The organism is Rhodococcus sp. MS16, assembly GCF_013277795.1.
GTDB classification, from domain to species: domain Bacteria; phylum Actinomycetota; class Actinomycetes; order Mycobacteriales; family Mycobacteriaceae; genus Rhodococcus_F; species Rhodococcus_F globerula.
On record NZ_VBTM01000006.1, the window covers coordinates 135,047 to 160,941 of the forward strand.

Sequence of the window (25,895 nt, forward strand, 5' to 3'; positions counted from 1 at the left end):
GATAACCGACTGGTCAGGGCACATCTTCCGGAAGTGGGCACACCACGACACCGATCGCACCCACGCCTACGTGCACGCCCAGGACTGCGCTGAAATCGGTGACCACGGTTTCGGCGACATTCGGGATTCGCTCGGACAGTTGTGCTGCGATGCCCTCGGCTCGTTCCCGAGCTTTCATGTGATGGACGGCGACGGCCACGCGGCTGCGCCCCGCTCGCTCCACTGCCGCATCAACCAATCTCGCGAGCGCTTTGGTGCTGGTGCGAGTTTTTTCTTTCAAGACCAGTTTGCCGTCCACCAGGTGCAGCAGCGGTTTCATCGCCAGGGCGGTACCCAACAACGCTGCCGCGGTACTGATCCGGCCACCACGACGCAATTGGTCGAGCTTGTCGACGAAGATGAAGGCGCGCCCGCGTTCGGCAACGTCGACAGCGCGGTCGTACACGAGGTCGAGCGGAGATCCGGTCGCTGCGAATCGTGCCGCTTCCAAGGCCGGGAACCCCAAACCCATACCGGTGGACGCTGAATCGACGATGCGTACCTTGCCGCCGAATTCCTCCGCCGCCTGCCTCCCGGCGTCCCAGGTGCTCGAAAGTTGCCGCGAGATGTGGACTGCGACAACACCGTCGCCCTGGCTCAGGTCCAGTGCGCGCCCGTAGGCCTCGGTCAGCTCTGCCGGTGAGGCACCAGCCGTCGAGAGCCCGGACAGGTCGTCGGGAATGGTGTCGACGCCTTCGAGGAAATCAGTGCTGTCCCGAAGGATGTGCAACGGAACGACTTGAAGCCCACACGCTTCGGAAGATTCGTGTGGGACGCAGGCAGACGAATCCGTGACGACGACAACTGACACTTCGCTACCCGACCTCACTCGCGGACGTGGGCGCACGCTGAGCTTCGGCGGCGCGAATTGCGGCAGTCATGGCCCGGGCGACACCGATGTGTCCGTCCCAACCCCAGTGAATTCCGTCCGGGTTGCCATTGTCGGAGAACACGTTTTCGCGTACCGCCTCGGCAAGATCCACGATGGGTACCTCTTTGGCTGTTGCCCATTCGGTGATCGCAGATACTGCGGCCGGACGACCGGCATGGACACTCGCGTACGCGTCACTGCGATGCACGGACGGCAACGTCGCGATCATCGGCAGTTCGGGACGCATGTATTCCAACGCGTTTCGTGAGCTCTCGAGGTATTCGACGCTCAGCTTCGGTGGCAGCGCCACGGGGCGGCCGAGTGGTGCCAGGCGCGGTTGAAGCCACTGGTATCCCTCGCGGACCACGCGTCGTAGGGCCGGTGGCCGCACGTAGCGGATGGTTTCGCGCAACGCGGTGGGCAACGGTGACGGCAGAGAATCCATACCGCCGACGGCAAACACAACAGCCCCGGCGCGCGGGACAGCAGCCCACACTCGCGGGTCCTGGGTCAGCGCCCACCAAGCGTCGCGACACGTCCAGCCGATGCGCGCGACAAGCTCGACGTCCCACCCCAACTCCTCGGCGACGAGGTTGGGCCAGATCCGCGGATGGTCGGCGGCCAGTCCGCCTTTGGGGCCGAAATACGACAGCGAATCGGCAATAACCAGAAGGACGGGGCGCTGCCCGTCGGCACTCTCAGAGGACGTCATTTGCGACACTCGCAGAAGCATTCCATACGTCGAGTCGCCATTCGATGGAAGCCGGATCTCCGTGTCCGCTGAGCTGAACCCAACTCGTATTTCCGAGACCGCCCAGAATCGCCCAGCGGTCGATCGGCAAGTCGAGCAGTGCAGCGGTCAACGCCGCGATCAAGCCGCCGTGTGCCACCAGGACAACCGGCCTCTCGGCCCAGTCGGGAAGTGCCGCCAGAAGTTCCGTCACCACCGGCACACTGCGCTTCGCAACGTCGATGCGGCTTTCACCGCCAGGCGGGGCCAATGTCGCGTCAGCTCGCCACGACGCCCGGAGCCCAGGTGTCTGCTCGTCGACGTCGCTGTGGGTCAATCCCTGCCAGTCGCCGAGGTGCGTCTCACGCAGACGCGTGTCGGTGAGGACCGGAAGCCCGGCCGCATCACCGACAGCGACTGCCGTGAAGTACGCGCGCTTGAGGTCCGAGGACACGATGGTCAGCGGCGCACGGTCGGCGATCACCGGACCGGCACTCTTCGCTTGCGTGCGCCCCAACTCCGACAAGTCGGTGTCGAGTTGCCCCTGCATCCGAGAATCGGCGTTGTACACGGTCTGCCCGTGGCGGAGCAGAATCAGCCGCCGCACAGGATTCGACGCCGCTCCCGGCGCCGAGGAGGTCACAGTGAAGGTTCCTGCGCGTCCGGCTCGGCAACCGTGTCGGTGTCGAACACTGTGTGTGCGTCAGCCGGTCCCGGGATGTTCAGGCCGAGTCCTTCGACCTCGACTGCCGGGCAGTCCTTCCACAGACGATCGAGAGCGTAGAAATTGCGCTCCTCGTCGTGCTGCACGTGAACAACGATCTCGGCGTAGTCGAGAAGTGCCCAACGACCCTCGCGGGTGCCTTCACGACGGATCGGCTTGTGGCCGGCCTCGCGGAGGCGATCTTCGATGTTCTCGACGATCGAGTTCACCTGACGCTCGGTAGCGGCGGATGCGATGACAAAGCAGTCCGTGATGACCAATTGCTCGGACACATCGAGCACCACCACTTCAGTGGCCAGCTTCTCGTCGGCTGCCAGGGCCGCGATGCGTGCCATGTCGATGGCTTCGGTTGTTGCGCTCACTCGATGTTCTCCAGTTTCGTCTTCTTGGTATTGCTTCTAGTTCGAATCGGCCGTCTTGCCAGGCGCCGGTTCCGACATGGTTGTCGCACCGTCACGGCGCTCCGCGTCGACAGGTCGATACAGGTTCCGCTTCGAGATGTACTGCACCACTCCATCCGGTACGAGGTACCAGACGGGACGGTCTTCGCTTGCTCGACGCCGACATTCGGTCGACGAAATGGCAAGAGCCGGGATCTCGATCAACGTCACCGCATCGGCGGGCATCGTGTCGAGGTGCGCGGCCAGGTGCTCGGTGTTGAGATCGAAACCCGGTCGCGATACTCCGACAAATTTTGCCAATGCGAACAACTCTTCCCAATCTTGCCAGGAAAGGATGCTGGCCAGCGCATCGGCACCGGTGATGAAGAACAGTTCCGCGTCCGGATGATAAGCCCGCAGGTCGCGAAGTGTGTCCACGGTGTACGTCACTTTTTCACGGTCGACATCGACCCGGGAAACGGAAAACCGCGGGTTGGAGGCGGTGGCGATGACCGTCATGAGGTACCTGTCCTCTGCCGGGCTGACGCCTCGAGCCTCCTTCTGCCACGGTCGGCCGGTGGGGACGAAGATCACTTCGTCGAGTCCGAACCTGTCGGCGACCTCACTCGCTGCGACGAGGTGACCGTGGTGAATGGGGTCGAAAGTGCCGCCCATCACGCCGAGGCGTCGAGCACGTTCCACCGATTGTCCCTTCTGCACAGCTGCCGAGCTTACGTGTCTCACACCGGGAGCAAGCCGGACACCACGTCGGCCAGCTGCTGGGCGGAGCGGCACTCGTGCATGCTGATGACCTCGTTGTACACCTTGGCAGCCGAGTCGCCCGACCCCCACTGCCCCTTGGGCTCTGGATTGAGCCAGTGTGCGTGCTTGGCCACTGCAACCATCTGTGCGAGTGATTGCAGGTTTGGGTCGCGGTAGTTGTTGCGACCGTCGCCCAGTACCAGCAGTGATGTGCGACTGGTGATGCTCTGTGCGAACTTCTCCTGGAATACCCCGAAGGCGTGGCCGTAGTCGGAGTGACCGTCGTACGTGATCAGCTCCGCTTCACGAACCATCCGTGACATCGCGGATCCGAGGTCGGCATTCGAATCGAAGTACCGGGTGACCTCGTCGGTGGTGTCGATGAACGCAAATACGCGTACGCGGGAGAACTGCTCTCGCAGAGCGTTGACCAACAGCAAGGTGAAGTGGCTGAACCCGGCTACCGAACCGGACACGTCGCACATCACGACAAGTTCGGGACGCGCGCGTTTGGGTTTGCGCTGCACCAGATCGATCGGCACCCCGCCCGTCGACATCGATTTACGCAAGGTTCGACGCAAGTCGATGGAACCGGCTCGGCTGCGACTGCGACGGACGGCAAGTCTGCTGGCGAGCAACCGTGCCAGCGGAGTCACGTTCTTCTTGAGCGTCGTGAGTTCCGCGTCGGACGCGCGTAGGAAGTCGACTTCTTCGGCCAGCTTCGGAACACCGTAGGTGGCGACGCGCTCCTTGCCGAGATTCTCGGCCGTACGTCGACGCGTTTCCTTCTCGACCATCTTGCGGAAGTCCGCGATGCGCTGGGCCGCTGTCCGCTTGGCAACCTCCGATTGATAGTCGGAGTTGTCCTTGCCCTCACTACCGCCCTGCTGATTACCGAGTAGTCCTTCGAGGATCTTGTTGAGCAGTGTTTCGGGAGCGACATCCCGCAACGCCTGGTACGCGGAGAACGACGGTCCGTTGCTCGACTGGTACTGCCCCAGCTCTTCGACCATCGCGGCAGTGAGAAGCTCGGTCAGCTCCATGGCCTCATCGCTGCCGTCGGTCAGCAGTTCGGCGATCAGCTCCCGCAGTGCCTGTAGATCGATGCTGCCGTCAGGCTTACGAGGCAGGCTGACGTCGACGTCGCCGACCGCACGGTCGCCGATCGCCCGCGGGAACCACAGGTCGAAAACGGCGTCGAAGGTCGCGCGATGGGTGGGCCGGCGCAGCAGCGAACAGGCCAGCCCTTCGCGGAGAGCTTCACGATCGAGGAGATCGAGAACCGACATGACCTGGCCGGCGTCGACGGTCTCGGAGGGGCCGACCATGATGCCGCGTCGGCGAAGGGCCTCGACAAAATCGACGAGGTGACCTGGCAGACCGTATGGCGCCGCCAGTCCACCCGGCTTGATCGGTGACGTACCTCCGAGTGCCATGACCAGACCTCAGTTCAGCCGAAGTTCGGCGGTGGCTCGCACCTGATCGGACTGGTGCTTGAGGATGACCCCGAGTGTTGCGCGTACGGCGTCGTCGTCGAGTGTGTCCATGCCAAGGGCGAGGAGCGTGCGTCCCCAGTCGATGGTCTCGGACACCGAGGGAACCTTCTTGAGCTGCATGCCGCGCAGAACGCGGATGGTGTTGACCAGCTGCTCGGCAATGGCTTCGGGCAGTTCGGGGACACGGCTGGCAAGAATGCGACGTTCGAGGTCTGCATCGGGGAAATCGAGATGCAGGAACAGGCAACGACGCTTGAGTGCCTCGGACAGCTCACGGGTGGCGTTGGATGTCAGCACCGTGAACGGCTTACGTGTTGCGGTGATGGTTCCGAGTTCCGGGATGGTGACCGCGAAGTCGCTGAGAACTTCGAGGAGCAGTCCCTCGATCTCGACGTCGGCCTTGTCGGTCTCGTCGATCAACAGGACTGTCGGGTCTTCGCGGCGAATCGCTTTGAGCAGTGGACGCGCGAGAAGGAATTCCTCCGAGAACACATCGGCCTTGGTGGAATCCCAGCTGTGGTCCGAGCCGGACTGGATGCGCAGGATCTGCTTCGCGTGGTTCCACTCGTACAGCGCACGAGCCTCGTCGACGCCTTCGTAGCACTGCAGGCGCACCAGCTCGGCGCCTGTCGTCTGGGCTACCGCACGCGCCAACTCGGTCTTACCGACACCGGCCGGTCCCTCGATGAGCAGGGGTTTGCCCAGTCGGTCGGCGAGAAACACTGCCGTTGCAGTGCCCTTGTCGGACAGGTAACCCGTCTCGGCCAAACGCTCGATCACGTCGTCGACGCTCGAGAAGAACGGTGTTGTATCGGGAAGAGCTCGGTCCACGGTTAACTCCTAAAAAGGGTGGGGCAAGTCCAGGTGAACGATCAGGCGGGTCGGGTGTGTCCGTCGCCCCAGACGATCCACTTGGTGGACGTCAGTTCCGGCAACCCCATGGGGCCGCGTGCGTGAAGTTTTTGCGTCGAGATGCCGATCTCGGCTCCGAATCCGAACTGCTCGCCGTCGGTGAAGGCAGTAGATGCGTTGACCATGACGGCTGCTGCGTCGACGCGGGCGGTGAACTCGCGGGCAGCCGAGAGATCCGACGTCACGATGGCCTCGGTGTGGCCGGTGCCGTACGTGTCGATGTGCTCGACTGCCTCGTCCAGGTCGGCAACAACCTTCAGTGCGACGTCGAGGGTGAGGTACTCGTTCGACCAGTCGTCCTCGGTGGCCGGAACGAGGCCGGGCAGATCGCCGTGAACAACGACGTCATGCATCTGCAGCGCCTGAAGCAGTGCGGGAACCGCGGTGTCGGCAATGGCTTTGTCGACCAGGATCGTCTCGGCGGTGTTGCACACGCTTGGCCGACGGGTCTTGGAGTTGAGCACAATCTTCTCGGCCATCACCAGATCGGCAGCCGAGTGTACGTAGACGTGGCAGTTTCCGACACCGGTCTCGATGGTGGGGACCGTGGCGTCACGAACGACGGCACTGATCAGGCCGGCGCCGCCGCGCGGGATGACAACGTCCACGAGACCACGGGCCTGAATCAGATGCGTCACCGTGGACCGGTCTGCGCTCGGCAGAAGTTGAACGGCGTCTTCGGGGAGCTGCTGCGCAGTCAACGACGCACGAAGAGCGACCACAAGAGCTTCGTTGGATTTGACTGCCGACGACGAACCGCGAAGCAGTGCAGCATTTCCCGACTTGAGGGTCAGACCGAACGCGTCGACGGTGACATTGGGGCGAGCTTCGTACACCATGCCGACAACACCGAGCGGGACGCGCTGCTGACGCAGTTCCAGGCCGTTGGGCAGTGTGGAGCCGCGGAGCACTTCACCGATGGGGTCGGGTAGTCCGGCAACCTGACGCAGACCCGAAGCGATGCCTTCGATGCGATCCGCTGTCAGACGCAATCGATCAAGCAGCGATTCCTCGGTACCCGCAGCCTTCGCGGTGTCGATATCGACGGCATTTGCCGCCAGGATCTGATCACTTGCGGCAAGAACCGCGTCGGCCGCGGCGTGGAGCGCGCGGTCCTTCTGTGCTGTGGTCAGCAACGCCAGGACACGCGAAGCCTTACGCGCCCGGCGGGCAGCCTCGTGCACTACGTCGCGAGTGTCCGAGCCTGTGGAAGTTACAGCAGTCATGAATACACATTAGCCATTGGCTCCGACGCGTTCCTTTCGGGAATGATTCGGACTGTTACCGCTGTTGCACGGGATCGACCACCTTCGGGTGATCCTCCCCTTCCCCGAGTCAGGAGTTACTCCGTGAGCGTGCTGTTCGAACCTCTCACCTTGCGCGGCGTCACCATTCCCAACCGCGTGTGGATGGCACCGATGTGCCAGTACTCCGCTGATGTCATCGGCGATCAGGTGGGAGTGCCCAACGAATGGCATCGAACGCATCTGGCGAGCCGAGCTATCGGTGGTGTCGGCCTGATCCTCACCGAGGCGACCGCTGTGAGCCCGGAAGGACGAATCAGCCCCGCCGATCTCGGTATCTGGAACGAGCGGCAGGCTCGCGCGTTTGCCGAGATCAACGCGCAGCTCGCGTACTTCGGAGCGGTGCCCGGAATTCAGCTGGCGCACGCCGGCCGCAAGGCGTCGACGAAGGTTCCGTGGCGTGGCGGTAGATCGCTCGACCAGGAAGACCGCCTGTCCTGGACGACCGTCGCCCCGAGCGCCGTGGCATTCGGTGATTACCTAACGCCCGCGGAACTGACAACAGATGCGATTGCCGGCATCGTCGCCGACTTCGCGGCGGCAGCCACCCGCGCGCTTCAGGCGGAGTTCAAGGTCGTCGAAATTCACGCGGCGCACGGATACCTGATCCACCAGTTCCTCTCCCCGCTCAGTAACAAGCGAACGGATCACTACGGCGGCAGTTTCGAGAACCGCATCCGCTTCCTCCTCGAAATCCTCACGGCGGTTCGAGAAGTGTGGCCCGCCGAGTTGCCCCTGTTCGTCCGTGTGTCAGCCACGGACTGGGTCAGCGAGGAGCGTGGGCTCGAGGTCGGCAGTTGGACTGCGGATCAGACTGTGTCACTTGCCAACATCCTCACCGACTACGGCGTCGACCTCGTCGACGTGTCCACTGGCGGTAATTCGCCGGGTGTACAGATCCCGGTCGAGCCCGGCTACCAGGTTCCCTTCGCCCGCCGGATCCAGAACGAATCCCTGGTTCCCGCAGCGGCAGTCGGACTGATCACCGAACCCGAGCAGGCAGAGAAGATCGTCGAGGACGGCAGTGCGGTGGCCGTGCTGTTGGGACGCGAACTCCTGCGTGATCCCTACTGGGCACGGCGCGCCGCACGTGAGCTGAATGCCGAAGTAGGACCGCGAGTTCCGTCGCAGTACGCCCGCGCATTCTGAAGGCAGGCGCAGGCACCTCAGCTTCGAAGGCGGCCGCGGCGTCGAGTCTTTGTCGCTTCGACGGGATCGATGCTGCGCTCGGCCCAGATCGACGCGAGGTGCAAGCTCATTTCCCGACCGGAATGGACGTGTGAAAATGCAGATGCAGCAGCGCGATCCGGATCGCGCTCGGCTATCGCCGCATAGAGGTGTTCGTGTTCGGCGCACTGTTGTCCGGGATCACGGTCTTTGGTGAGATGAAACAGCCACTGGACGCGCGCCTCGAGTGGCCTGAGCAACGACTCGAGCAGCGGGTTCGCCGACATCTCGACAATCATCGAGTGGAACCGTGCGTTTGCCGCGGCAATCGCCGGCTTGTCGTTCAATGCGGTTGCCGCCCGCGCTGTTTCGAGCTGGGCAGAAAGCGCATTCAGCGAGTCGGCGTCCGCGCGTTCAGCGGCCAGCCTCGCTGCCAGCACTTCGAGACTCTCGCGAACATCGAAGAGGTCCCGCACGTCGTCGACGGTAAACGGAGAGACAATCGCTCCCTGCCTCGGCACCAGGACAACAAGTCCATCCTGTTGCAGCAGTGAGAGCGCCTCGCGCAGCGGGATGCGGGAGACATTCAATTCAGCAGCCAGATCGCGTTCGATCAGTCGAGCGCCCGGAGCCAGCACCAAATTGACGATGCGGCCACGAATCTCGTCATAGGCGATGTCTCGCAATGATTTTCGAGTATCCACCGGAACTTCTGTCGACACGGGCACTCCTTCGATCTTCTTCTGCACTCGAGTTGAGCGTAGCGGTGCACGATCCCCCGGGACGCGGTGTGCAGTCCCTTACGTATCGGTAACACCGACGAAATACGGGTCCTCCATTCTTCTACTTAACGGTATACCGCTAAGTGCTCGAACGAACTCAGGAGAACCCGATGAAACTTCCTCTCGCACTCGCAGCAGTCGCAGCCACCGCATTGACCTTGACTTCCTGCAGTTCAGCCGACTCCGAACCGTCGAGTGACGCCCTCTCCGTCGGCGTCTTCTTTCCCGGTTCGATCTCGGATACAGGCTTCATGGAGTCCGGCTACCTCGGCTACCAGCGAATGGTCGAGACGTACGGCGACCGGATCGACGCCAGCTACGTCGAGCAGGTCGCCGCAGCGGACTACCAGCAAGCCCTCCAGCGATTCGCGTCGACAAACGACCTGGTCATCTCCGTCGGCGGCCAAACCGACGCCGACGTCCGAAAAATCGCCGCACAGTTCCCCGACGTCAAGTTCGTCGAAATCGGCGGCCCGGCCGATGCAGTTCCGCTCGACAATCTGGCCTACTACGACCCCCAGCAGGCCGAAGCCGAATTCCTTTCCGGCGCAGTTGCTGCGAGCGTGTCCAAGACCGGCACCGTCGGATTTGTCGGTGGCGTGGAACTCCCCGCAATTGTCAACGCAGCATCGGCATTCCAATCCGGAGCCACACTGACGCGCCCGGATATTCGAGTCCTCAGCCCACAATATGTCGGCGACTTCAACGACCCAGCCAAGGCCAAGCAAGCTGCCAGCGCCGAATTTTCCGGTGGCGCTGACGTTCTCGGACAGATCGTCAACCTCGGTAAGCAGGGATTGCAGCAGGCTGCCCGCGAAGCCGGCGGCACCATGAGCGGTGGACCCATCCCCGGCGACTGCAGCGATCCCACCTATCTCGGCTACGTCCGCACCGACATCGGAACCGAAATCGAATACGCGGTGTCCTCGACACTCGACGGCACGTGGGCCGCCGAACAGGTTCCCTTCGGACTCACTTCCGACAAGGGCGGCACCGACTACGTGCTGTGCAGCAGCGACCCCGCAGCCGCGGCCGCGTTGACGAAGGCCAAGGCAACCGTGGCCGATGGCACCGTGAAGTTGTACTGACCAATGGCCACACTGACACTGAACGGCGTTGGCAAGCGTTTCGGATCGGTATCCGCGTTGACCGATGTCACGATGACCGTCGCCCCGGGCTCGGTGCACTGCATCCTCGGCGAGAACGGCGCGGGAAAGTCGACGCTGTGCAACATCGTCTTCGGCTCCACGACACCGTCATCAGGCACGATGACACTCAACGGCCGTACTTATACGCCGCAGTCCCCCGCCGACGCCATAGCTGCGGGAATTGCGATGGTCCATCAACACTTTTCCCTGATTCCGACCATGACCGTCCGTGAGAATCTCCTGCTCGGCACCAAAGGTTTTCGCCTTCCGGTCGATGCGCTGACCGCCAAGCTCGACGTCATCTCACAGCAGTACGGCTTGACCGTCGACCTCGACGCGTTGACGTCCGACCTGCCCGTCGGATCTCGCCAGAAAGTGGAAATTGTCAAAGCTCTGCTACGAGATCCCGAGCTGGTGCTACTCGACGAACCGACTGCTGTCCTCGACCCCGGTGAAATCGATTCACTGATCGGAACATGCCATGCACTGGCCGCGGCCGGCACATCAGTCGTACTCATCACGCACAAACTCGGTGAGGTCGCCCGCGCAGCCGACGCGGCAACGGTACTGCGCGGCGGAAAAGTCAGTGGCGGTGGGCTTCTCACGGAGACATCGATTTCCGACCTTCTCACCGACATGGTGGGTTCTGCTGCGCCCCTCTCCCACGCCCGGGTGGTCAGGCGCCCCGCTTCGCGCGAGCCCGGACTGACACTCGCCAACATCTCGTTCACGCGCCCGGATCGAAGCGAAGCACTCACCGGTGTCGACCTGACCGTGTATCGAGGTGAGATCGTCGGTATCGCGGGCGTCGAGGGTAACGGCCAGAGCGAGTTGGCTTCGATCCTCTCCGGCGCAATAACGGCAGACACCGGGAAAATACTTCTCGACGCGGTGGACATCACGGGTCTCGACCCCGCAGCACGAACCAGGATCGGCCTCGGGGTGGTCCCCGAAGATCGACACGCTGAGGGGATCGTCTCGGAGTTGACAGTCACCGACAACCTGCTTCTCGGCCGGTTGAAGGATTACACGCGGTTCGGACTGCTCGACCGCGCCAAGATGGCTGCCCGAACGGCAAGTGCGATCGACGAATACTCCATCCGCGCCGATGGCCCTGGCGCCCCGATGCACTCGTTGTCCGGGGGTAATCAGCAGAAAGTTGTACTCGCCCGCGAACTCTCGATCGACGGGCTCGCAGCGGTGGTCGCAGCGCAACCGACCCGTGGTCTCGATATCGGCGCAGTCAGCTTTGTGCTCGACAGACTCCGCCGGGTCGCCGACGCCGGGACTGCCGTGCTTGTCATCTCCAGCGAATTGGACGAACTGATGGCTGTGTGCGACCGGATCTTCGTGGCCTACCGCGGGCAGTTGCTGGGACCGATTGATGCGAATTCTGCTGCTGCACAGAACAAGATCACCGAACTGATGATGGGAGTGGCAGCGTGAGACGACACCCACTGGTCATCGGATCGGCCGCCCTCGCGATTGCCGCACTGATCGGCCTCCTTCTCGCCGCGGCCGCCGGTGCCGGCCCGGCCGAGACCACTGAAGCGCTTTTCGACGGCATGTTCGGGACACCCTTCGCCATCGGCACGTCCTTGAACAACGCAGCACTGCTCATGCTCATCGCAGCGGGCTTCACCATCGCCTACCGGGCGGGTTTGGTCAATGTTGGCGGCGAAGGCCAGATGGCCTTGGGAGGCATCTGCGCGACAGCCGTCGGTGTGTCGCTTCCGGAGGGAGTTCCGGCCGGACTGGGCATCGTCCTGGTACTGGCGTCCGCTGCCGCCGGTGGGGCATTCTGGGCGTCGATCGCTGCGTACCTGAAGGTTCGGCGCGGTACCAGCGAAATCATCACGACCCTCCTCCTCAACTTCGTGGGTCTCGCGGCCGTCGTACTCGTTGTTCACGAACCTGCGCTACTGCGCCAGCCCGTGACTTCGTCCGAGACCCTTCCACAGTCCGAGCCGCTGAAAGAATCCGGCCAGCTTGCACTACTCGGCTTGCACAAGTCACCCGCAACCATCGCACTGCTCATCGCACTCGTCGCAGTCGTCGCAGTGGGAGTCCTGCTCCAGCGCAGCGCTATCGGACTGAAGCTGCAATCGGTCGGCTTGTCACAGAAAGCTTCTCACCGTCTCGGAATCCCCGTCGATCGAACCCGATTCCTGAGTCTGACTGCCGCTGGGGCCTTTTCCGGAGTCGCCGGGGGCATGATTGTCGCCACCGCACCTTTCGTTTTAGCCGAAGGTTTCTCGTCCGGATTGGGGTTCACCGGACTTGTTGTCGGCTTGCTCGCCCGCGGGTCCATGACGGCAGTCGCGGCTGTTTCCCTTCTTCTCGGATTCCTGGTCTCGGGTGGCATCAATCTCCAACTGGCAGTGGGTGTTCCCGCGGCAACCGTGTCAGTCGTCGAATCCGTTCTCATCATTCTCATCGCAGGCAGCGCACTGTGGACCACGACGTCCGCCGTGCGCACGAGAAAGCCCGCACCGAGCCAGGAAGTTGTATCGGTATGAGTACTGCAGTGATCACCGGAATCGTCACCAGCGGAGTCAGCTTCGCCATTCCCTTGTTGGTTGCGGCAAGCGGCGAATCGATCAGTGAACGTGCCGGTGTGCTCAACCTCAGCATGGAGGGAATGATGCTGACCGGCGCCTTCGCGAGCGTTCTTGCGACTGTTACCACCGGCTCCCCCGCCCTCGGTGTGGTGGCCGGAGTCATCGCGGCCACCGTTTTCGGCATCGCACAGGCTCATCTGAGCGTTCACCTACGCGCAGATCAGATCGTCATCGGAGTCGCCGGAAATGCTCTCGCCTTGGGTCTGACAACCTTCGGATCCCGAGTACTCCTGTCCGACGGAAAAGGTCAATCGATCGACGGATTCCACAGCGTCGATATCCCCGTACTCAGTGACATACCTTTTGTCGGGCCCACGTTGTTCGGCCAGACCCTGCTCGGATATCTCTGCATCGCACTCGTCGTTGCCATGGCCGTTCTGTTCTCCAAACGGACTGTGCCCGGTCTGACCATCGACGCTATCGGCGAGGACGCACTCTCGGCCGATTGGACCGGACTACCGGTACGACGCGTTCGATATCTGTGTGTCCTTCTTGCTGCTGCCGCGGGCGGCCTTGCCGGCTCGCAACTTGCACTCTCGGAAGTTCATTCGTTCAGCGACAACATGACCGGTGGCCTCGGCTACCTCGCAGTTGTTGCCGTCATCGCCGGCGGATGGCGAATACTCGGCATCGTCTATGCCTGCGTGTTCTTCGGAATCGCACAAGCACTGCAGTTTGCATTGCCCGCTCTCGGCATCGACATTCCATACGCACTGCTCGTCATGCTGCCGTATGTCATCGCGATCGTCGCGATCAGCGGATTCATCGGGGGCCGTAGCGCACCGTCCTGCTTGACCATTCCCTACACCGGCAACAGCCGATAAGGACCCATTCATGACTTTGATTCTCAACCACTCCGACATCACGACGTTGATCGACCGCAGCGAGATCTACGACGCTGTCGAGCGCGCCCATGCCGACCTGGCTCGGGGCGACGCATTCAACCCACAACCATCCGCGATGCCGTTGCCGAACGGCGGAAACTCGATTCCGATGACTGCGGCAACAGCGCAGTCGAGTTCGGTCAAACTTCTTTCGGACATGCCTGCCAATGCCGCTCGCGGCCTGCCGACTCAGCGCTCTACGATCATTCTCTCGTGCGCGGAAACCGGCGAATGCGAAGCGGTGCTCGACGGGCGAGCAATTACTGCAATCCGTACGGCCGCAGCCAGTGCTGTTGCCACGGAATATCTTTCCAGGAAATCAAGCACTGTTCTCGGCGTTGTCGGGGCCGGAACCTTGGCTGTGGAACACACGCGCGCGATTGCACGCGTTCGCGGAATCGAGAAGGTTCTCGTCTGGTCGCGCTCCGCGACCACGATCCGGACGTTCGAGGAACGCATCGCTGATCTGAACCTGGCCGTCGAGCGATCGGAATCCCCCCGAGCCGTCACCTCGGCAGTCGATATTCTGTGCACGCTGACGCCGTCACACTCTCCGATCGTATCGGGTGATTGGTTCCACCCGGGCCTTCACGTCAATGCCGTCGGCGCTCCTCCGAGAGGGGATTGGCGCGAAATCGATTCTGCCGGAATGCGAGTGGCATCACTGTTCGTCGACGCCACATCGACGACTCTTGCCAAATCCGGAGATGCCCTGCTCGCTATTGCCGAAGGCGCCATCACCGCTGAAGACCTTCACACCGAAATCGGACACGTCATAACCGGACAGAAGCCTGGGCGCACATCGAGCGACCAGATCACGTTGTTCAACTCGGTCGGAATCGGCCTTCAAGACCTTGTCACCGCTCGAATACTGCTATCCCGTGCCCGCGCAGCCGGCGTGGGAACAGAATTGGATTTGACGGCATGAACAACGTCCACCTCCGCCGGGCAATCGCACTCGCGGCCGAAGCCGCAGGTGGCGGCAATCGGCCGTTCGGCGCCGTACTCGTCGGCGAGAACGGAACCGTCATTGCCGAAGGCCGCAACGAAGTGACGTCTTCCGGTGACCCGACGGCGCATGCAGAATTGGTCGCGATCCGCGGCGCCGCAGACGGTTCCACTACAAATGCGACGATGTTCGCGAGCGGTGAACCATGCCCGATGTGCAGCGCCGCAATGGTGTGGGCGGGCATCACCCACATAGTTTTTGCGGCGACGGAATCAGAGTTCTCGAAAATCCTCGACGGCGGTCCGCGATTCAAGCTGGGATGCGCGGAGATCATCGCCGCCGCAGATGTCGAAGTTTCCGTCGTCGGTCCGCTCCTCGAAGCCGAGTCCCTCGCCGCCATGCGGGGGTGAGGCTGATACCGTGAATGTCTTACTTGCCGGACGTCCGGAGCCCACCAGGGCTTCGGACACTGCCGCGAGCCAGAGCCGAGCGACGGGGGTCGCATCGAGCCACAGGGCCCGCGGACATCATGTTCCCAACCGGCTCATCGGCGAGTGGGCAAGACAAAGATGCGTGCATCAGGTACGTGCCCCGCTCGGTTCGATGATTGCGCTGGGGAGCGCATGTCATGACAACACCAGAGAACTCGATCAGCGCTCTCGAAGTGGCCGAATCACCTGATGTCACCGTCACCGACGACGCATCGGTGAAACGGGCAGTCAAAGCGACCATGCTCGGAAATGCCATGGAGTGGTTCGATTTCGGCGTCTACGCCTATCTGGCCACCACTATCGGCAAAGTATTCTTCCCAGAGGCCAGTGGCAGTGCGCAATTGCTGTCGACCTTCGCGATCTTCGCTGCTGCCTTCATCGTCCGGCCATTGGGTGGCCTGTTCTTCGGACCACTGGGTGACCGCATCGGCCGCAAGAAAGTCCTGGCCACCACCATAATTCTGATGGCCGGCAGCACCTTTGCCATCGGTCTCGTACCGAGTTACGAGTCCATCGGCATGGCGGCACCGATACTGCTCGTGCTCCTTCGCCTACTGCAGGGGTTTTCCACGGGCGGCGAATACGGTGGTGCCAGTACGTTTGTCGCCGAGTACGCCCCGGACAAGCGTCGCGGTTTCTTCTCCAGCTTCCTGGAATTCGGCACCCTGGCCGGTTATGTTGCAGCAGCCGGCATCGTGACGATCATCCAGACAGTGGTCAGCCCGGAAGAGCTCCTCCAATGGGGCTGGCGCATACCGTTTCTCCTTGCCGGACCCCTTGGCCTGATCGGCCTCTACCTGCGCCTTCGACTGGAAGAGACACCCGCGTTCCAGCAGATGGAGCAGGCCGAAGAACGTTCTCTCGCCGACGAATCCACGGGGAAGAAACTGCGCGAAACGCTGGTCGAGAACTGGCGACCACTTGTTCTGTGCATCGTGCTCGTCGCGACCTACAACATCGCTCACTACGGCCTGCTCAGCTACATGCCGACCTATCTGACAAATACCCTCGGCTACGACGAATCCCACGGACTGGTTCTCATGATCGTGGTCATGCTCGTCATGATGGTCGGCATCAGCTACGTCGGCAAATTCTCCGATCGAGTGGGACGTAAGCCGTTGCTGCTCAGCGGTTTCATCGGATTCTTCGTGTTGTCGCTGCCCGCGTACCTGCTGATCGGAGTGGGCAACTACGTCACCGTTTTCCTCGGACTCGCCATTCTCGGCGGACTGCTTCTCCTGTTTGTCGGAGTGTTCCCCTCGGTCCTTCCCGCACTGTTCCCGACCGGAATCCGATACGGCGGCTTGGCAATCGGATACAACCTTGCCGTGTCGATCTTCGGCGGCACCACTCCCCTGGTCTTGACGGCACTCGAGAGTTCGACCGGTAGCAATCTTGTCGCGCCGATGTACATGATGATCGCTGCAGTCATCGGCGGCATCGCGGTGCTGATGATTCCGGAAACAGCGCGCAAGCCACTCGAAGGCTCACCACCGGCGGTGTCCACCGACGAAGAGGCCAGGCGGATCATCCGCAGGGTTCGACGGAAGAAAACTGCTGCCGCCGATAACCTGGAGGTATGAGCAAGCCCCGCATTATTGTCGTCGGCAGCATCAACATGGACCTGACCACCTCGGTCCCCCGATTTCCTGCCCCCGGCGAAACCCTGCTCGGCACTGCCTTTGCCACTACGCCAGGTGGCAAAGGCAGTAATCAAGCGATCGCGGCAGCAAAGGCAGGCGGTGACGTCACGTTCGTCGGCGCAGTCGGCGACGACGGTTTTGCTACCCAATTGCGCAGCACACTCGCCGACGCCGGGGTGGATACCTCACTGCTGCGTAGCGTGAACGGTGCCAGTGGAGTTGCCGCAATTACCGTCGACGCTGACGCCGAAAACAACATCATCGTGGTTGCCGGCGCAAATGCTTCCGTCACCGAGTTGACCGAACACGACCTCGGTGCCATCGCGAGCGCGGATATTCTGCTGTGCCAGCTCGAAATTCCCCTTGCCACTGTTACCGCCGCGGCGCGACACGCGCGGCGAAACGGCACCGTCGTCATCCTCAATCCCTCACCGGTGCAGGACCTTCCGGAAGAGCTGATCGGCTCGGTGGACATCCTGATCGTGAATCACACCGAATCGACCCAGCTCGGCTCGGTCACCGATCGAGTTCCGTACCTCGTCACAACACTGGGCGCGGGCGGTGCCGATCTGCGCGAGCGCGACACGACCGTTCACGCGGATTCCCCGACAGTGACGCCCGTAGACACCACCGGCGCGGGTGACGCCTTCACCGGTGCCTTCGCGGTGGAATGGGTACTCGACAGCGATCGCGCTCTGCACTTTGCCGCCATCGCAGGCGCTCTCGCAACTACTGTGAACGGCGCAGCGGTGTCATCGCCGACCCGATCCTCCATCGAGCGTCACTTACCGAAACGAGGCTGAAAGATGACCGACTACGAAGTTTCCGTGAAGTCCGTGCCCACCGTCCGGGTGGCGGAGTTGACCGGCACCGCCGAAGCCATGGACCCGTCGTCGATCGGCCCGGTTGTCCAAGGACTCTACGACCAGCTCAGCGCTGGATTAGGACGCGCCGGTCTGGTTCCGACCGGCCCCGCGATCGCGTACTACGAAGATGCCGATGACGGGGCGAAGACCGTCGTCCACGCCGCTTTGCCAGTAGAAACGGACCCCAGTGACGAATATGACTTCACCGTGACCGATCTGCCTGCCGAACCCCAGATGGCGACGCTCCTGCACACCGGGTCGATGGACAACTGCCTACCCGCCTACCAGGCACTTGGCCACTGGATCGAGCAGGGCGGATACCGCGCGGCCGGGCCGAGCCGCGAGGTGACCTTGGCGTTCACGGGTGACGCCGACGGCTGGGTAACCGAACTTCAGCAGCCGATCGAGAAGGTCTGAAACGCCCACCTGTCGGTGCCGTCCTGCACCATGGAAGCCATGACCGCCACCACTGCACCCGTACTGCGCGATGAAGCCGAGCGTCTGCTCCGTGAACTCGCCGGGCCAGACGCCCGCCTGCGCGAGGACCAGTGGACGGCTATCGAGGCTCTGGTGGTGCAGCGCAAGCGCGCGCTGGTGGTGCAGCGCACGGGCTGGGGTAAGTCCGCGGTCTACTTCATCTCCGCGAAGTTGCTACGTGCGTCCGGTCACGGCCCGACTGTCATCGTCTCGCCACTGTTGGCCCTGATGCGCAACCAGGTTGCCTCGGCCGAGCGAGCGGGTGTTCGAGCCGCCACCATCAACTCCGGCAACGTCACCGAGTGGGACGACATCCACGCGCGGGTAGCTGCCAACGATCTCGACGTTCTCCTGGTCAGCCCCGAGCGTCTCAACAACCCCGACTTCCGCGATCAGGTGCTGCCGTCATTGGCAGCTGATGCGGGCCTCGTTGTGGTGGACGAAGCGCACTGCGTGTCCGACTGGGGTCACGACTTCCGTCCGGACTACCGGCGCATCCGCACCTTGATCGCCGAACTCGGCGACGGCATTCCCGTCCTCGCGACAACGGCTACGGCCAATGACCGGGTAGTGGCCGACGTCTCGGCACAACTGGGTGTTGGCGGCGAGGAAACACTGATCCTGCGCGGCGGACTCGAGCGAGAATCGCTGCACCTGTCCGTCGTGCACATTCCCGAGGCAACAGCGCGCGCAGCCTGGCTTGCGCAGATGCTCGACACCTTGCCGGGTTCCGGCATCATCTACACCCTCACCGTCTCAGCTGCACGAGATCTGGCAAGTCTGCTGTCCGAGCGTGGGCATACCGTCGCCGCCTACACCGGACAGACCGACCCCACCGAGCGCGAATCCCTGGAACAGGACTTGCTGGGCAACCGCGTCAAAGCACTGGTTGCAACGTCTGCACTCGGAATGGGTTTCGACAAGCCGGATCTCGGTTTCGTGATCCATCTCGGCGCTCCGTCGTCGCCGATCTCGTACTACCAGCAGGTCGGCCGCGCCGGTCGTTCGACCGATCGCGCCGACGTCATCCTGCTTCCCGGCGCCGAAGACAAGCAGATCTGGAGCTACTTCGCGTCGGTTGCCTTCCCTCGCGAACACCTGGTACGCAGTGTGATCGAGCACCTGGACACCGAAAAGGCAACATCGACACCGGCATTGGAACCCCTTGTCGAACTGAATCGCACGCGCCTGGAGATGGTGCTCAAAGTGCTCGACGTCGACGGAGCCGTCAAACGTGTCAAGGGCGGCTGGATCAGCACCGGCGAACCGTGGGTCTACGACGCCGAACGCTACGGCCGTCTCGACGAAGCTCGCCTGAGCGAGCAGGCCGCCATGGTCGAGTACCAGAGCATCACCACCTGTCGAATGACTTTTCTCCGTGAACAACTCGACGATCCCGGACTCACGCCGGACAACTCGCAGTGTGGACGCTGCGACAACTGCACCGGTCAGCGGTACGACACTTCCGTCGACAGCGCAGCGCTCGACGAGACTCGGGCGCGCTTGCAGCGGCCCGGTTTCGACCTCGAACCTCGCAAGATGTGGCCGACCGGGCTGAGCAAGCTCGGAGTCAACTTGTCGGGAAAGATCAAGGACGGGCCCGAATCCGGACGCATCCTCGGTCGCCTGTCGGATCTGGGTTGGGGCCAGCGCCTGCGCGCGTTGCTCGACGGCCCCGATGCCGAGGCGCCGGACGCAGTGGTCAGCGCCTGCATCAGCGTGCTGGCGGCCTGGGATTGGGCCGAGCGACCCACCGGTGTGATGGCGCTCGAATCCCACACTCACCCACTGCTTGTCAGCAGCCTCGCAGCAAAGTTGGCTCAGGTGGGTCGACTCACAGATCTGGGTGTGCTGTCACTACGCCCGGAACACCCGCCCGTCTCAGCGGCAAACTCCGCCTATCGCGTAGCCGGATTGGTTGACGCCTGGGATGTCCCGGATATGAGTGCCCACAGCGGGCCAGTGCTCCTGGTCGACGCCACGGCCGACACCGGTTGGACTTTCACGATGGCAGCCCGCGCATTGCGTCAAGCGGGCGCTCACTCGATCCTCCCACTGGCGCTCGCGAGCCCCAAATAGTCGCTCGGACAACACCAAAAGTTACATAATGTGAGGACCGTCACATACATGGCCTCACCTGGGCCGTACCCGCTTCCACACGGCCCTAAACGGACATCTGCATGACTTCTGTGTCGATGCTTGTTACGTTCAGATGACCGATGAAGCCAGTTGATACGAGAGCTATCCCGACCACCGCGCCGGACGCGGTGTTGTTACGAAGCCCACAGATCGATGACGGAGTCCGGCTCTGGCAGATCGCACGTGATTCACGAGTGCTCGACCTCAATTCGAGTTATGCATACCTGTTGTGGTGCAGGGATTTCAGTGCAACGTCCATCGTTGCGGAAGTAGACGGACGTGTGGTCGGATTTGTTTCCGGCTACACCCGCCCCAGCGAGCAGGAAACCCTGTTCGTGTGGCAGGTGGCTGTCGACGAAGACCAGCGCGGCAAGGCGATTGCCGGCCGCATGCTCGGCGCATTGATGGATCGCACTGCACCACTCGGCGTTACAACTATGGAGACGACGATCAGCCCCGACAACGAGGCTTCGATCGCACTCTTCACTGCGCTTGCCCGACGGCGCGATGTGCCGATCAGTAGGCAGAGCCTGTTCTCGCCCAACAACTTTCCCGATGGACACGAAGCCGAAGATCTGTACCGAATCGGCAACTAGCGCGTTTCCGCGTTGGTAAACAACCTGCCCCGGAGGAACAAAGAAGATATGAATACCGTTGAAGCAAGCATTTTCGAAACCCTCGAATCCGAGGTTCGCAGCTATTGCCGTGATTGGCCCGCAGTATTTACCAGCGCATCCGGATCCTGGATTCGTGACGAGAACGGCCGCGACTACCTGGATTTCTTCGCCGGCGCCGGCGCACTCAACTACGGGCACAACAACCCGGTCATGAAATCCGCACTCGTGGACTACATTCTCAGCGACGGAATTACCCACGGACTTGATATGTCCACCGTTGCCAAACGCGACTTCCTCGAGACTTTCCAGCGCAACATCTTGGAACCCCGCGGCCTGGACTACAAAGTCCAGTTCCCCGGCCCGACCGGCACCAATGCCGTCGAATCCGCGCTGAAACTGGCTCGTAAGGTGACCGGCCGCGAAGCAATCATCAACTTCACCAACGCTTTCCACGGCATGACTCTTGGTGCGTTGTCCGTCACCGGCAACTCGATGAAGCGCGCCGGCGCGGGCATACCACTCGTGCACTCGACACCGATGCCGTTCGACAACTACTTCGACGGCGTCACCGAGGACTTCCAGTGGTTCTCCCGCGTCCTCGACGATTCGGGTAGCGGAATCAACCGTCCCGCCGCAGTCATCGTCGAGACGGTCCAAGGCGAGGGCGGCGTGAATGTCGCTCGCCCCGAGTGGCTTCGGGCGCTCGCAACACTGTGCTCCGATCGCGAAATCCTCCTGATCGTCGACGATGTCCAAATGGGTTGTGGCCGTACAGGTCCGTTCTTCTCCTTCGAAGAGGCCGGCATCGTTCCGGATATCGTCACACTCTCGAAGTCGATCGGCGGCTACGGCATGCCGATGGCACTCACCCTGTTCAAACGCGAACTCGACGTGTGGGGCCCGGGCGAGCACAACGGAACGTTCCGCGGCAACAACCCGGCATTCGTGACGTCGAAGGTTGCACTCGATCACTACTGGTCGGACGACGCACTCACCAAGAGCACCCTGAAGAAGGGCGCGCGTATCAGCGAGTGCTTCGCCAATCTCGCCGATCAGTTCCCCGGTGAGGTCTCGACCCGCGGCCGGGGCCTGGTTCAGGGCCTCGTCTTCGAGCAGCCCGAGCGGGCCGGCAAGGTCTGCCAACTGGCATTCGACGAGGGATTGCTGGCGGAAACCTCCGGCCCGTCCGACCAGGTAGTGAAATTGCTTCCCGCGCTGACGATTACCGACGACGAGATCGAACACGGCCTGTCCATTCTGGCCGAAGCGACCGTCAAGGTATGCAGCTAGAGAAAGGAACTCCCCCATGATCGTGCGCACCACCACCGAGATCACCGACACCGATCGCGACATCACCAGCGAGGACGGCAACTGGCGCAGCAAGCGCATCGTCCTGGGTGGCGACCGCGTCGGATTCTCGTTCCACGAGACCACCATCAAGGCAGGATCGGTCAACACCTTCCACTACGCCAACCACGTCGAGGCCGTCTGGCTCGTCGAAGGCACCGGAAAGCTGATCGACCTCGACAACAACACCGAGTACGACCTCGCTCCCGGATCGATGTACCTGCTCAACGGGCACGAGCGTCACCGCGTCGAACCTGACACGGAAATGCGGATGCTGTGTGTGTTCAATCCGCCGGTCACCGGGCGTGAGGTACATGACGAGAACGGAATCTACCCACTCGTCGAGGTGCCCGCGTAGCGTCAAACCATGACGACTGACACCTCACCACGTGTAGCGATCGGCCCGTCCCCCGATGCACTGCTCGACAGTGCTGTGCTTCGGGGTGGCGGTTTGATCAGTCCGCTCGAGTCGGCCGACGCCCTGATCTGGGCCGGATCACCGGATTCGTTTCCGAGGGATTTGCCGCCGTCGATCCGGTGGGTGCAGCTCCCCTCGGCCGGGATCGAGGACTGGTTCGAGGCCGGGGTGATTCCGAAGGACACCTACATCACGTGGACGTCTGCTGCGGGCGCGTTCTCGTCGTCGGTGGCAGAGCACGCCCTGATGTTGCTGCTGGCCGGAGTCAAACATCTGCCGGCCCACATCGAGGCAAAGACGTGGCGTCAGTTCGAGTTCTTCTCGAAGGTCGGCACACTGCGGGGTTCCACCGTGGCCATTATCGGCGCCGGTGGGATCGGCCGTGCGTTGATCCCGATGCTGGCCGCACAGGGGGCGGACAGCATCGCAGTCAATCGCAGCGGCAGCCCCGTGCCCGGCGCCGTGTCGACCTACCCGGCAATGCGTATGAACGAAATCTTTTCTCGCGCAGATCACTTCGTCATCGCGGCCCCGGCAACGCCCGAAACCCGCCATCTCATCGGAGCGACGCAACTCGCCGCGATGAAGCCACACTCCTGGGTGATCAACGTCGCCCGCGGTTCCCTCGTGGACACCGATGCGCTGGTGGACGCGATCGCGACGGAACGGATCGGCGGCGCCGGACTCGACGTCACCGATCCCGAACCGCTACCCGACGGCCACCCGCTGTGGGCTCTGACCAACGCCATCATCACTCCCCACGATTCCAATCCCCCCGGAGTGCGGCCGGCCGCGTTCGCCGATCACGTGTCCAAGAACGTGACGCGGTTTGCGAACGGAGAGACCCTCGCAGCACTGGTCGATCCAATCGCGGGCTACTGATCCTCAGGCTTCGTCAAGTTCGGCCAGGGCTACCGGCAACGGGCCATGATGCAGGACGCCGAGGCGTTGGGTGGCACGGGTGAGGGCTACATACAGTTCGGCTGCACCTCGGGAACCCTCGGCCAGGATCCGTTCCGGTTCCACCACCAGAACGGCGTCGAACTCCAAGCCCTTCGTCTCCGACGCCGGCACTGTGCCCGGCACACCGTGTGGACCGATGACAATGCTTGTGCCCTCGCGACCGGCTTCATCGCGTACGAATTCCGCTATGGCAGAGTCGAGTTCACCGGAGTCGACTCGCTTCGACCACGGGGCGACGCCACACGACCTGACCGACTCCGGCGGCAAGACCGACGGCGCAAACTCCGCGAGCAGGGCCGCAGCGACGCTCATGATCTCGGCGGGAGTGCGGTAGTTCACCGACAGTGATCGGTAGACCCAACGGCCAGGCACGTACGGTTCCATCATCGCGCTCCACGTGGTCGCGCCGGCGGCAGACCGTCGTTGAGCAAGATCGCCCACCACGGTGAAGGATCGATCGGGGCAGCGACGCATCAACACCCGCCAGTCCATTTCGGATAGTTCCTGGGCCTCGTCCACCACGACGTGCCGGTACGTCCAATCCCGGTCAGCGGCAGCACGTTCGGCGAGGTCGCGGGTATCGAGCTCGACAAAGCGATCGGCCAGATCCTCGGCGTACAGCATGTCCTGAGCCAGCAGATGGTCCTCGTCGTCCATGAGGTCCTCGCGGCTGATCATCATGTCCAGCACGCCGGCGGCATAGGCGGCTTCCTCCTTGCGTTCGTGCTGGGCGGCCTGATCGACGGGTTTGTCCCGGCCCAACAGGTCGACCAATTCGTCGAGCAACGGCACATCCGAAACCGTCCACGCGTCACCCTGCGCGCGCAGCAGCACGTCGTCGCCGCCCGCCGCCTGCAGTCGCGCGGTAGACGTATACAGCTCTGCAAGAAGCGTTTCCGGCGTCAGGATCGGCCACAGTTCGTCAAGCGCGGCGATGAACCCGGCATGTTCCGTGAGCTCCTCGATCAGGTCCTCCCGCAGTTGTTCCCACGCGTCGCGATCCGACCGGCTCAGCCAGCCCCGGCCGATCCGTGATATCGCGCGCTCGGTGAGCGCCCACGTGAGTACCTCGGTGAACACCGCCCGGGCGTCGTTGTGCGCGTGACCACTGGCGCGTGCCTCTTCTCTGGCCCACTGCGCAGTCTCGGCGTCGATCCGCACCGTAGCGTCCGCGAGTTCGATCACCACCGGTTCCGTGGGCAGTTGTTGCCGGTCGGCAACAGCAGCCGCGAGCACGTCCAGGAACTTCAGGGAACCCTTGATTCGGGCAGCCTCCGGAAGGTCCTCAGCCGTGACACTGCGACCGGGCACCAGATCACCCGTCGTCATGAACACCACGTCGGATTCGCCCAGCGACGGTAGTACCCGGCCGATGTGGGTGAGGAATGCCGGGTTGGGCCCGACCACCAGTACGCCGTGACGTTCCATCCGCGCCCGCTGGGTGTACAGGAGATACGCGACGCGGTGCAGCGCTACCACGGTCTTCCCGGTTCCCGGTCCACCCTCGATCACCAGTACCCCGGGGTGATCGAGCCGGACGATGTCGTCCTGCTCCGCCTGAATCGTTGCCACGATGTCGCGCATTCCGTTGCCGCGCGGTGCGTTGACCGCCGCGAGCAACGCCGCGTCGCCCCGCTCGGTACCACCCGGCCGGCCGAGCACCTCGTCGGTGAAATCGACCACACGACGTCCGCGCGTGTGGAACTGGCGGCGTCGACGCATGTTTTCCGGGTGAGCAGCGGTGGCGACGTAGAACGGACGTGACGCCGGCGCCCGCCAATCGAGCAGCACCGGTTCGTACTCGTTGTCCGCGTCCAGAAGGCCGATGCGACCGATGTAACTGTGCTCACCATCGAGACTGTCCAGCCGTCCGAAACAGAGCCCGTTGTCTGCCACATCGAGCCGCTTTGCCTCGGTGGCAAGGGCGCGCACCTCGTCGTCGCGTTGCAAGAGGTTTCCGCCGTCTCCCCGCAATGCTGTGGTGTACCTCCCCTTCACTCGCGCACGCTCGGCATCGAGCCGCGCGTAAAGCCCCTCCACGTAAGCCTGCTCGGCGCTCAATTCGTCTTCGTACCCCTGGGTCGGCACGTGCCCCTCCACTTCCATGGCTCTTCCGATCCCTCAGTCACCTGGGATCGGAAGAGCCATTCTGCGGCACTGCCCCG

General features: G+C 62.8%; 25 protein-coding genes. 15 read left to right on the forward strand and 10 right to left on the reverse strand.

Annotated elements, in window-relative coordinates; genetic code table 11:
• Positions 1-13: 13 nt before the first annotated feature.
• The 8 genes from FEZ60_RS18450 to FEZ60_RS18485 are packed head-to-tail and all read right to left on the reverse strand — an operon-like array spanning position 14 to position 7,140.
• Positions 14-850 (reverse strand): DegV family protein, encoded by an 837-nt coding sequence (locus FEZ60_RS18450; RefSeq protein WP_141486128.1) that lies wholly within the window; start codon positions 848-850, stop codon positions 14-16.
• Between the two features lie 4 nt (positions 851-854).
• Positions 855-1,622 (reverse strand): diglucosylglycerate octanoyltransferase, encoded by a 768-nt coding sequence (gene octT, locus FEZ60_RS18455; protein ID WP_045066959.1) that lies wholly within the window; start codon positions 1,620-1,622, stop codon positions 855-857.
• Positions 1,609-2,283: a histidine phosphatase family protein gene (locus FEZ60_RS18460; RefSeq protein ID WP_045066957.1), complete on the reverse strand. Its 675-nt coding sequence runs from the start codon at positions 2,281-2,283 to the stop codon at positions 1,609-1,611. The genes octT and FEZ60_RS18460 overlap by 14 nt, the downstream gene beginning before the upstream one ends.
• On the reverse strand, positions 2,280-2,726 hold the full coding sequence (gene rsfS / locus FEZ60_RS18465; protein ID WP_033232927.1) for a ribosome silencing factor: 447 nt from the start codon (positions 2,724-2,726) through the stop codon (positions 2,280-2,282). Before rsfS ends, FEZ60_RS18460 begins: the two co-directional genes overlap by 4 nt.
• Before the next feature lie 36 nt (positions 2,727-2,762).
• On the reverse strand, positions 2,763-3,464 hold the full coding sequence (nadD, locus tag FEZ60_RS18470) for a nicotinate-nucleotide adenylyltransferase (protein ID WP_072782446.1): 702 nt from the start codon (positions 3,462-3,464) through the stop codon (positions 2,763-2,765).
• A gap of 20 nt (positions 3,465-3,484) precedes the next feature.
• Positions 3,485-4,942 carry a VWA domain-containing protein gene (locus FEZ60_RS18475; protein ID WP_172936700.1) on the reverse strand — a complete coding sequence of 486 codons (1,458 nt, stop codon included), beginning with the start codon at positions 4,940-4,942 and terminating at the stop codon, positions 3,485-3,487.
• Positions 4,943-4,951: 9 nt separating this feature from the next.
• Positions 4,952-5,833: a MoxR family ATPase gene (locus FEZ60_RS18480; protein ID WP_033232924.1), complete on the reverse strand. Its 882-nt coding sequence runs from the start codon at positions 5,831-5,833 to the stop codon at positions 4,952-4,954.
• 41 nt (positions 5,834-5,874) lie between these two features.
• Positions 5,875-7,140 (reverse strand): glutamate-5-semialdehyde dehydrogenase, encoded by a 1,266-nt coding sequence (locus FEZ60_RS18485; protein ID WP_033232923.1) that lies wholly within the window; start codon positions 7,138-7,140, stop codon positions 5,875-5,877.
• Positions 7,141-7,263: 123 nt separating this feature from the next.
• Between FEZ60_RS18485 and FEZ60_RS18490 the strand changes: the two genes are divergently transcribed.
• The gene (locus FEZ60_RS18490) at positions 7,264-8,367 is read left to right on the forward strand and encodes an NADH:flavin oxidoreductase/NADH oxidase (RefSeq protein ID WP_033232921.1); all 1,104 of its coding nucleotides are present in this window, start codon (positions 7,264-7,266) and stop codon (positions 8,365-8,367) included.
• Positions 8,368-8,384: 17 nt separating this feature from the next.
• Here the strand turns inward: FEZ60_RS18490 and FEZ60_RS18495 are convergent, their stop codons facing one another.
• On the reverse strand, positions 8,385-9,107 hold the full coding sequence (locus FEZ60_RS18495) for a GntR family transcriptional regulator (RefSeq protein WP_033233170.1): 723 nt from the start codon (positions 9,105-9,107) through the stop codon (positions 8,385-8,387).
• 170 nt (positions 9,108-9,277) lie between these two features.
• Between FEZ60_RS18495 and FEZ60_RS18500 the strand changes: the two genes are divergently transcribed.
• From FEZ60_RS18500 to FEZ60_RS18565, 14 genes are all read left to right on the forward strand, one after another.
• Positions 9,278-10,255 (forward strand): BMP family protein, encoded by a 978-nt coding sequence (locus FEZ60_RS18500; protein ID WP_092808688.1) that lies wholly within the window; start codon positions 9,278-9,280, stop codon positions 10,253-10,255.
• Between the two features lie 3 nt (positions 10,256-10,258).
• Entirely contained in the window at positions 10,259-11,761 is a 1,503-nt protein-coding gene (locus FEZ60_RS18505) for an ABC transporter ATP-binding protein (RefSeq protein WP_172936701.1), read from the forward strand.
• On the forward strand, positions 11,758-12,834 hold the full coding sequence (locus tag FEZ60_RS18510) for an ABC transporter permease (RefSeq protein ID WP_261984602.1): 1,077 nt from the start codon (positions 11,758-11,760) through the stop codon (positions 12,832-12,834). Before FEZ60_RS18505 ends, FEZ60_RS18510 begins: the two co-directional genes overlap by 4 nt.
• Positions 12,831-13,760: an ABC transporter permease gene (locus tag FEZ60_RS18515; protein WP_172936702.1), complete on the forward strand. Its 930-nt coding sequence runs from the start codon at positions 12,831-12,833 to the stop codon at positions 13,758-13,760. Before FEZ60_RS18510 ends, FEZ60_RS18515 begins: the two co-directional genes overlap by 4 nt.
• A gap of 10 nt (positions 13,761-13,770) precedes the next feature.
• Positions 13,771-14,748: an ornithine cyclodeaminase family protein gene (locus FEZ60_RS18520; protein WP_172936703.1), complete on the forward strand. Its 978-nt coding sequence runs from the start codon at positions 13,771-13,773 to the stop codon at positions 14,746-14,748.
• Entirely contained in the window at positions 14,745-15,179 is a 435-nt protein-coding gene (locus tag FEZ60_RS18525) for a nucleoside deaminase (protein ID WP_033232905.1), read from the forward strand. Before FEZ60_RS18520 ends, FEZ60_RS18525 begins: the two co-directional genes overlap by 4 nt.
• A 218-nt stretch (positions 15,180-15,397) precedes the next feature.
• Entirely contained in the window at positions 15,398-16,843 is a 1,446-nt protein-coding gene (locus FEZ60_RS18530) for an MFS transporter (protein WP_045066946.1), read from the forward strand.
• Complete coding sequence (locus tag FEZ60_RS18535; RefSeq protein WP_172936704.1) at positions 16,840-17,706, forward strand: ribokinase; 867 nt, start codon at positions 16,840-16,842, stop codon at positions 17,704-17,706. The genes FEZ60_RS18530 and FEZ60_RS18535 overlap by 4 nt, the downstream gene beginning before the upstream one ends.
• A 3-nt stretch (positions 17,707-17,709) precedes the next feature.
• A complete protein-coding gene (locus FEZ60_RS18540) occupies positions 17,710-18,186 on the forward strand; it encodes a GyrI-like domain-containing protein (protein WP_095885904.1) in 477 nt (158 codons plus the stop codon).
• Positions 18,187-18,225: 39 nt separating this feature from the next.
• Positions 18,226-20,325 (forward strand): DEAD/DEAH box helicase, encoded by a 2,100-nt coding sequence (locus FEZ60_RS18545; RefSeq protein ID WP_116538800.1) that lies wholly within the window; start codon positions 18,226-18,228, stop codon positions 20,323-20,325.
• A 140-nt stretch (positions 20,326-20,465) separates the two neighbouring features.
• A complete protein-coding gene (ectA, locus tag FEZ60_RS18550) occupies positions 20,466-20,981 on the forward strand; it encodes a diaminobutyrate acetyltransferase (RefSeq protein WP_033232901.1) in 516 nt (171 codons plus the stop codon).
• A gap of 48 nt (positions 20,982-21,029) precedes the next feature.
• Positions 21,030-22,292, forward strand: coding sequence for a diaminobutyrate--2-oxoglutarate transaminase (gene ectB / locus FEZ60_RS18555; protein ID WP_045066943.1), 1,263 nt, complete (start codon positions 21,030-21,032; stop codon positions 22,290-22,292).
• A 16-nt stretch (positions 22,293-22,308) separates the two neighbouring features.
• Positions 22,309-22,707: an ectoine synthase gene (locus FEZ60_RS18560; protein ID WP_033232898.1), complete on the forward strand. Its 399-nt coding sequence runs from the start codon at positions 22,309-22,311 to the stop codon at positions 22,705-22,707.
• A 9-nt stretch (positions 22,708-22,716) separates the two neighbouring features.
• On the forward strand, positions 22,717-23,649 hold the full coding sequence (locus FEZ60_RS18565) for a D-isomer specific 2-hydroxyacid dehydrogenase family protein (protein ID WP_172936705.1): 933 nt from the start codon (positions 22,717-22,719) through the stop codon (positions 23,647-23,649).
• A gap of 3 nt (positions 23,650-23,652) precedes the next feature.
• Here FEZ60_RS18565 and helR read toward each other — a convergent pair whose 3' ends face one another.
• Positions 23,653-25,836 carry an RNA polymerase recycling motor ATPase HelR gene (gene helR, locus FEZ60_RS18570; protein WP_202026267.1) on the reverse strand — a complete coding sequence of 728 codons (2,184 nt, stop codon included), beginning with the start codon at positions 25,834-25,836 and terminating at the stop codon, positions 23,653-23,655.
• Positions 25,837-25,895 lie beyond the last annotated feature (59 nt).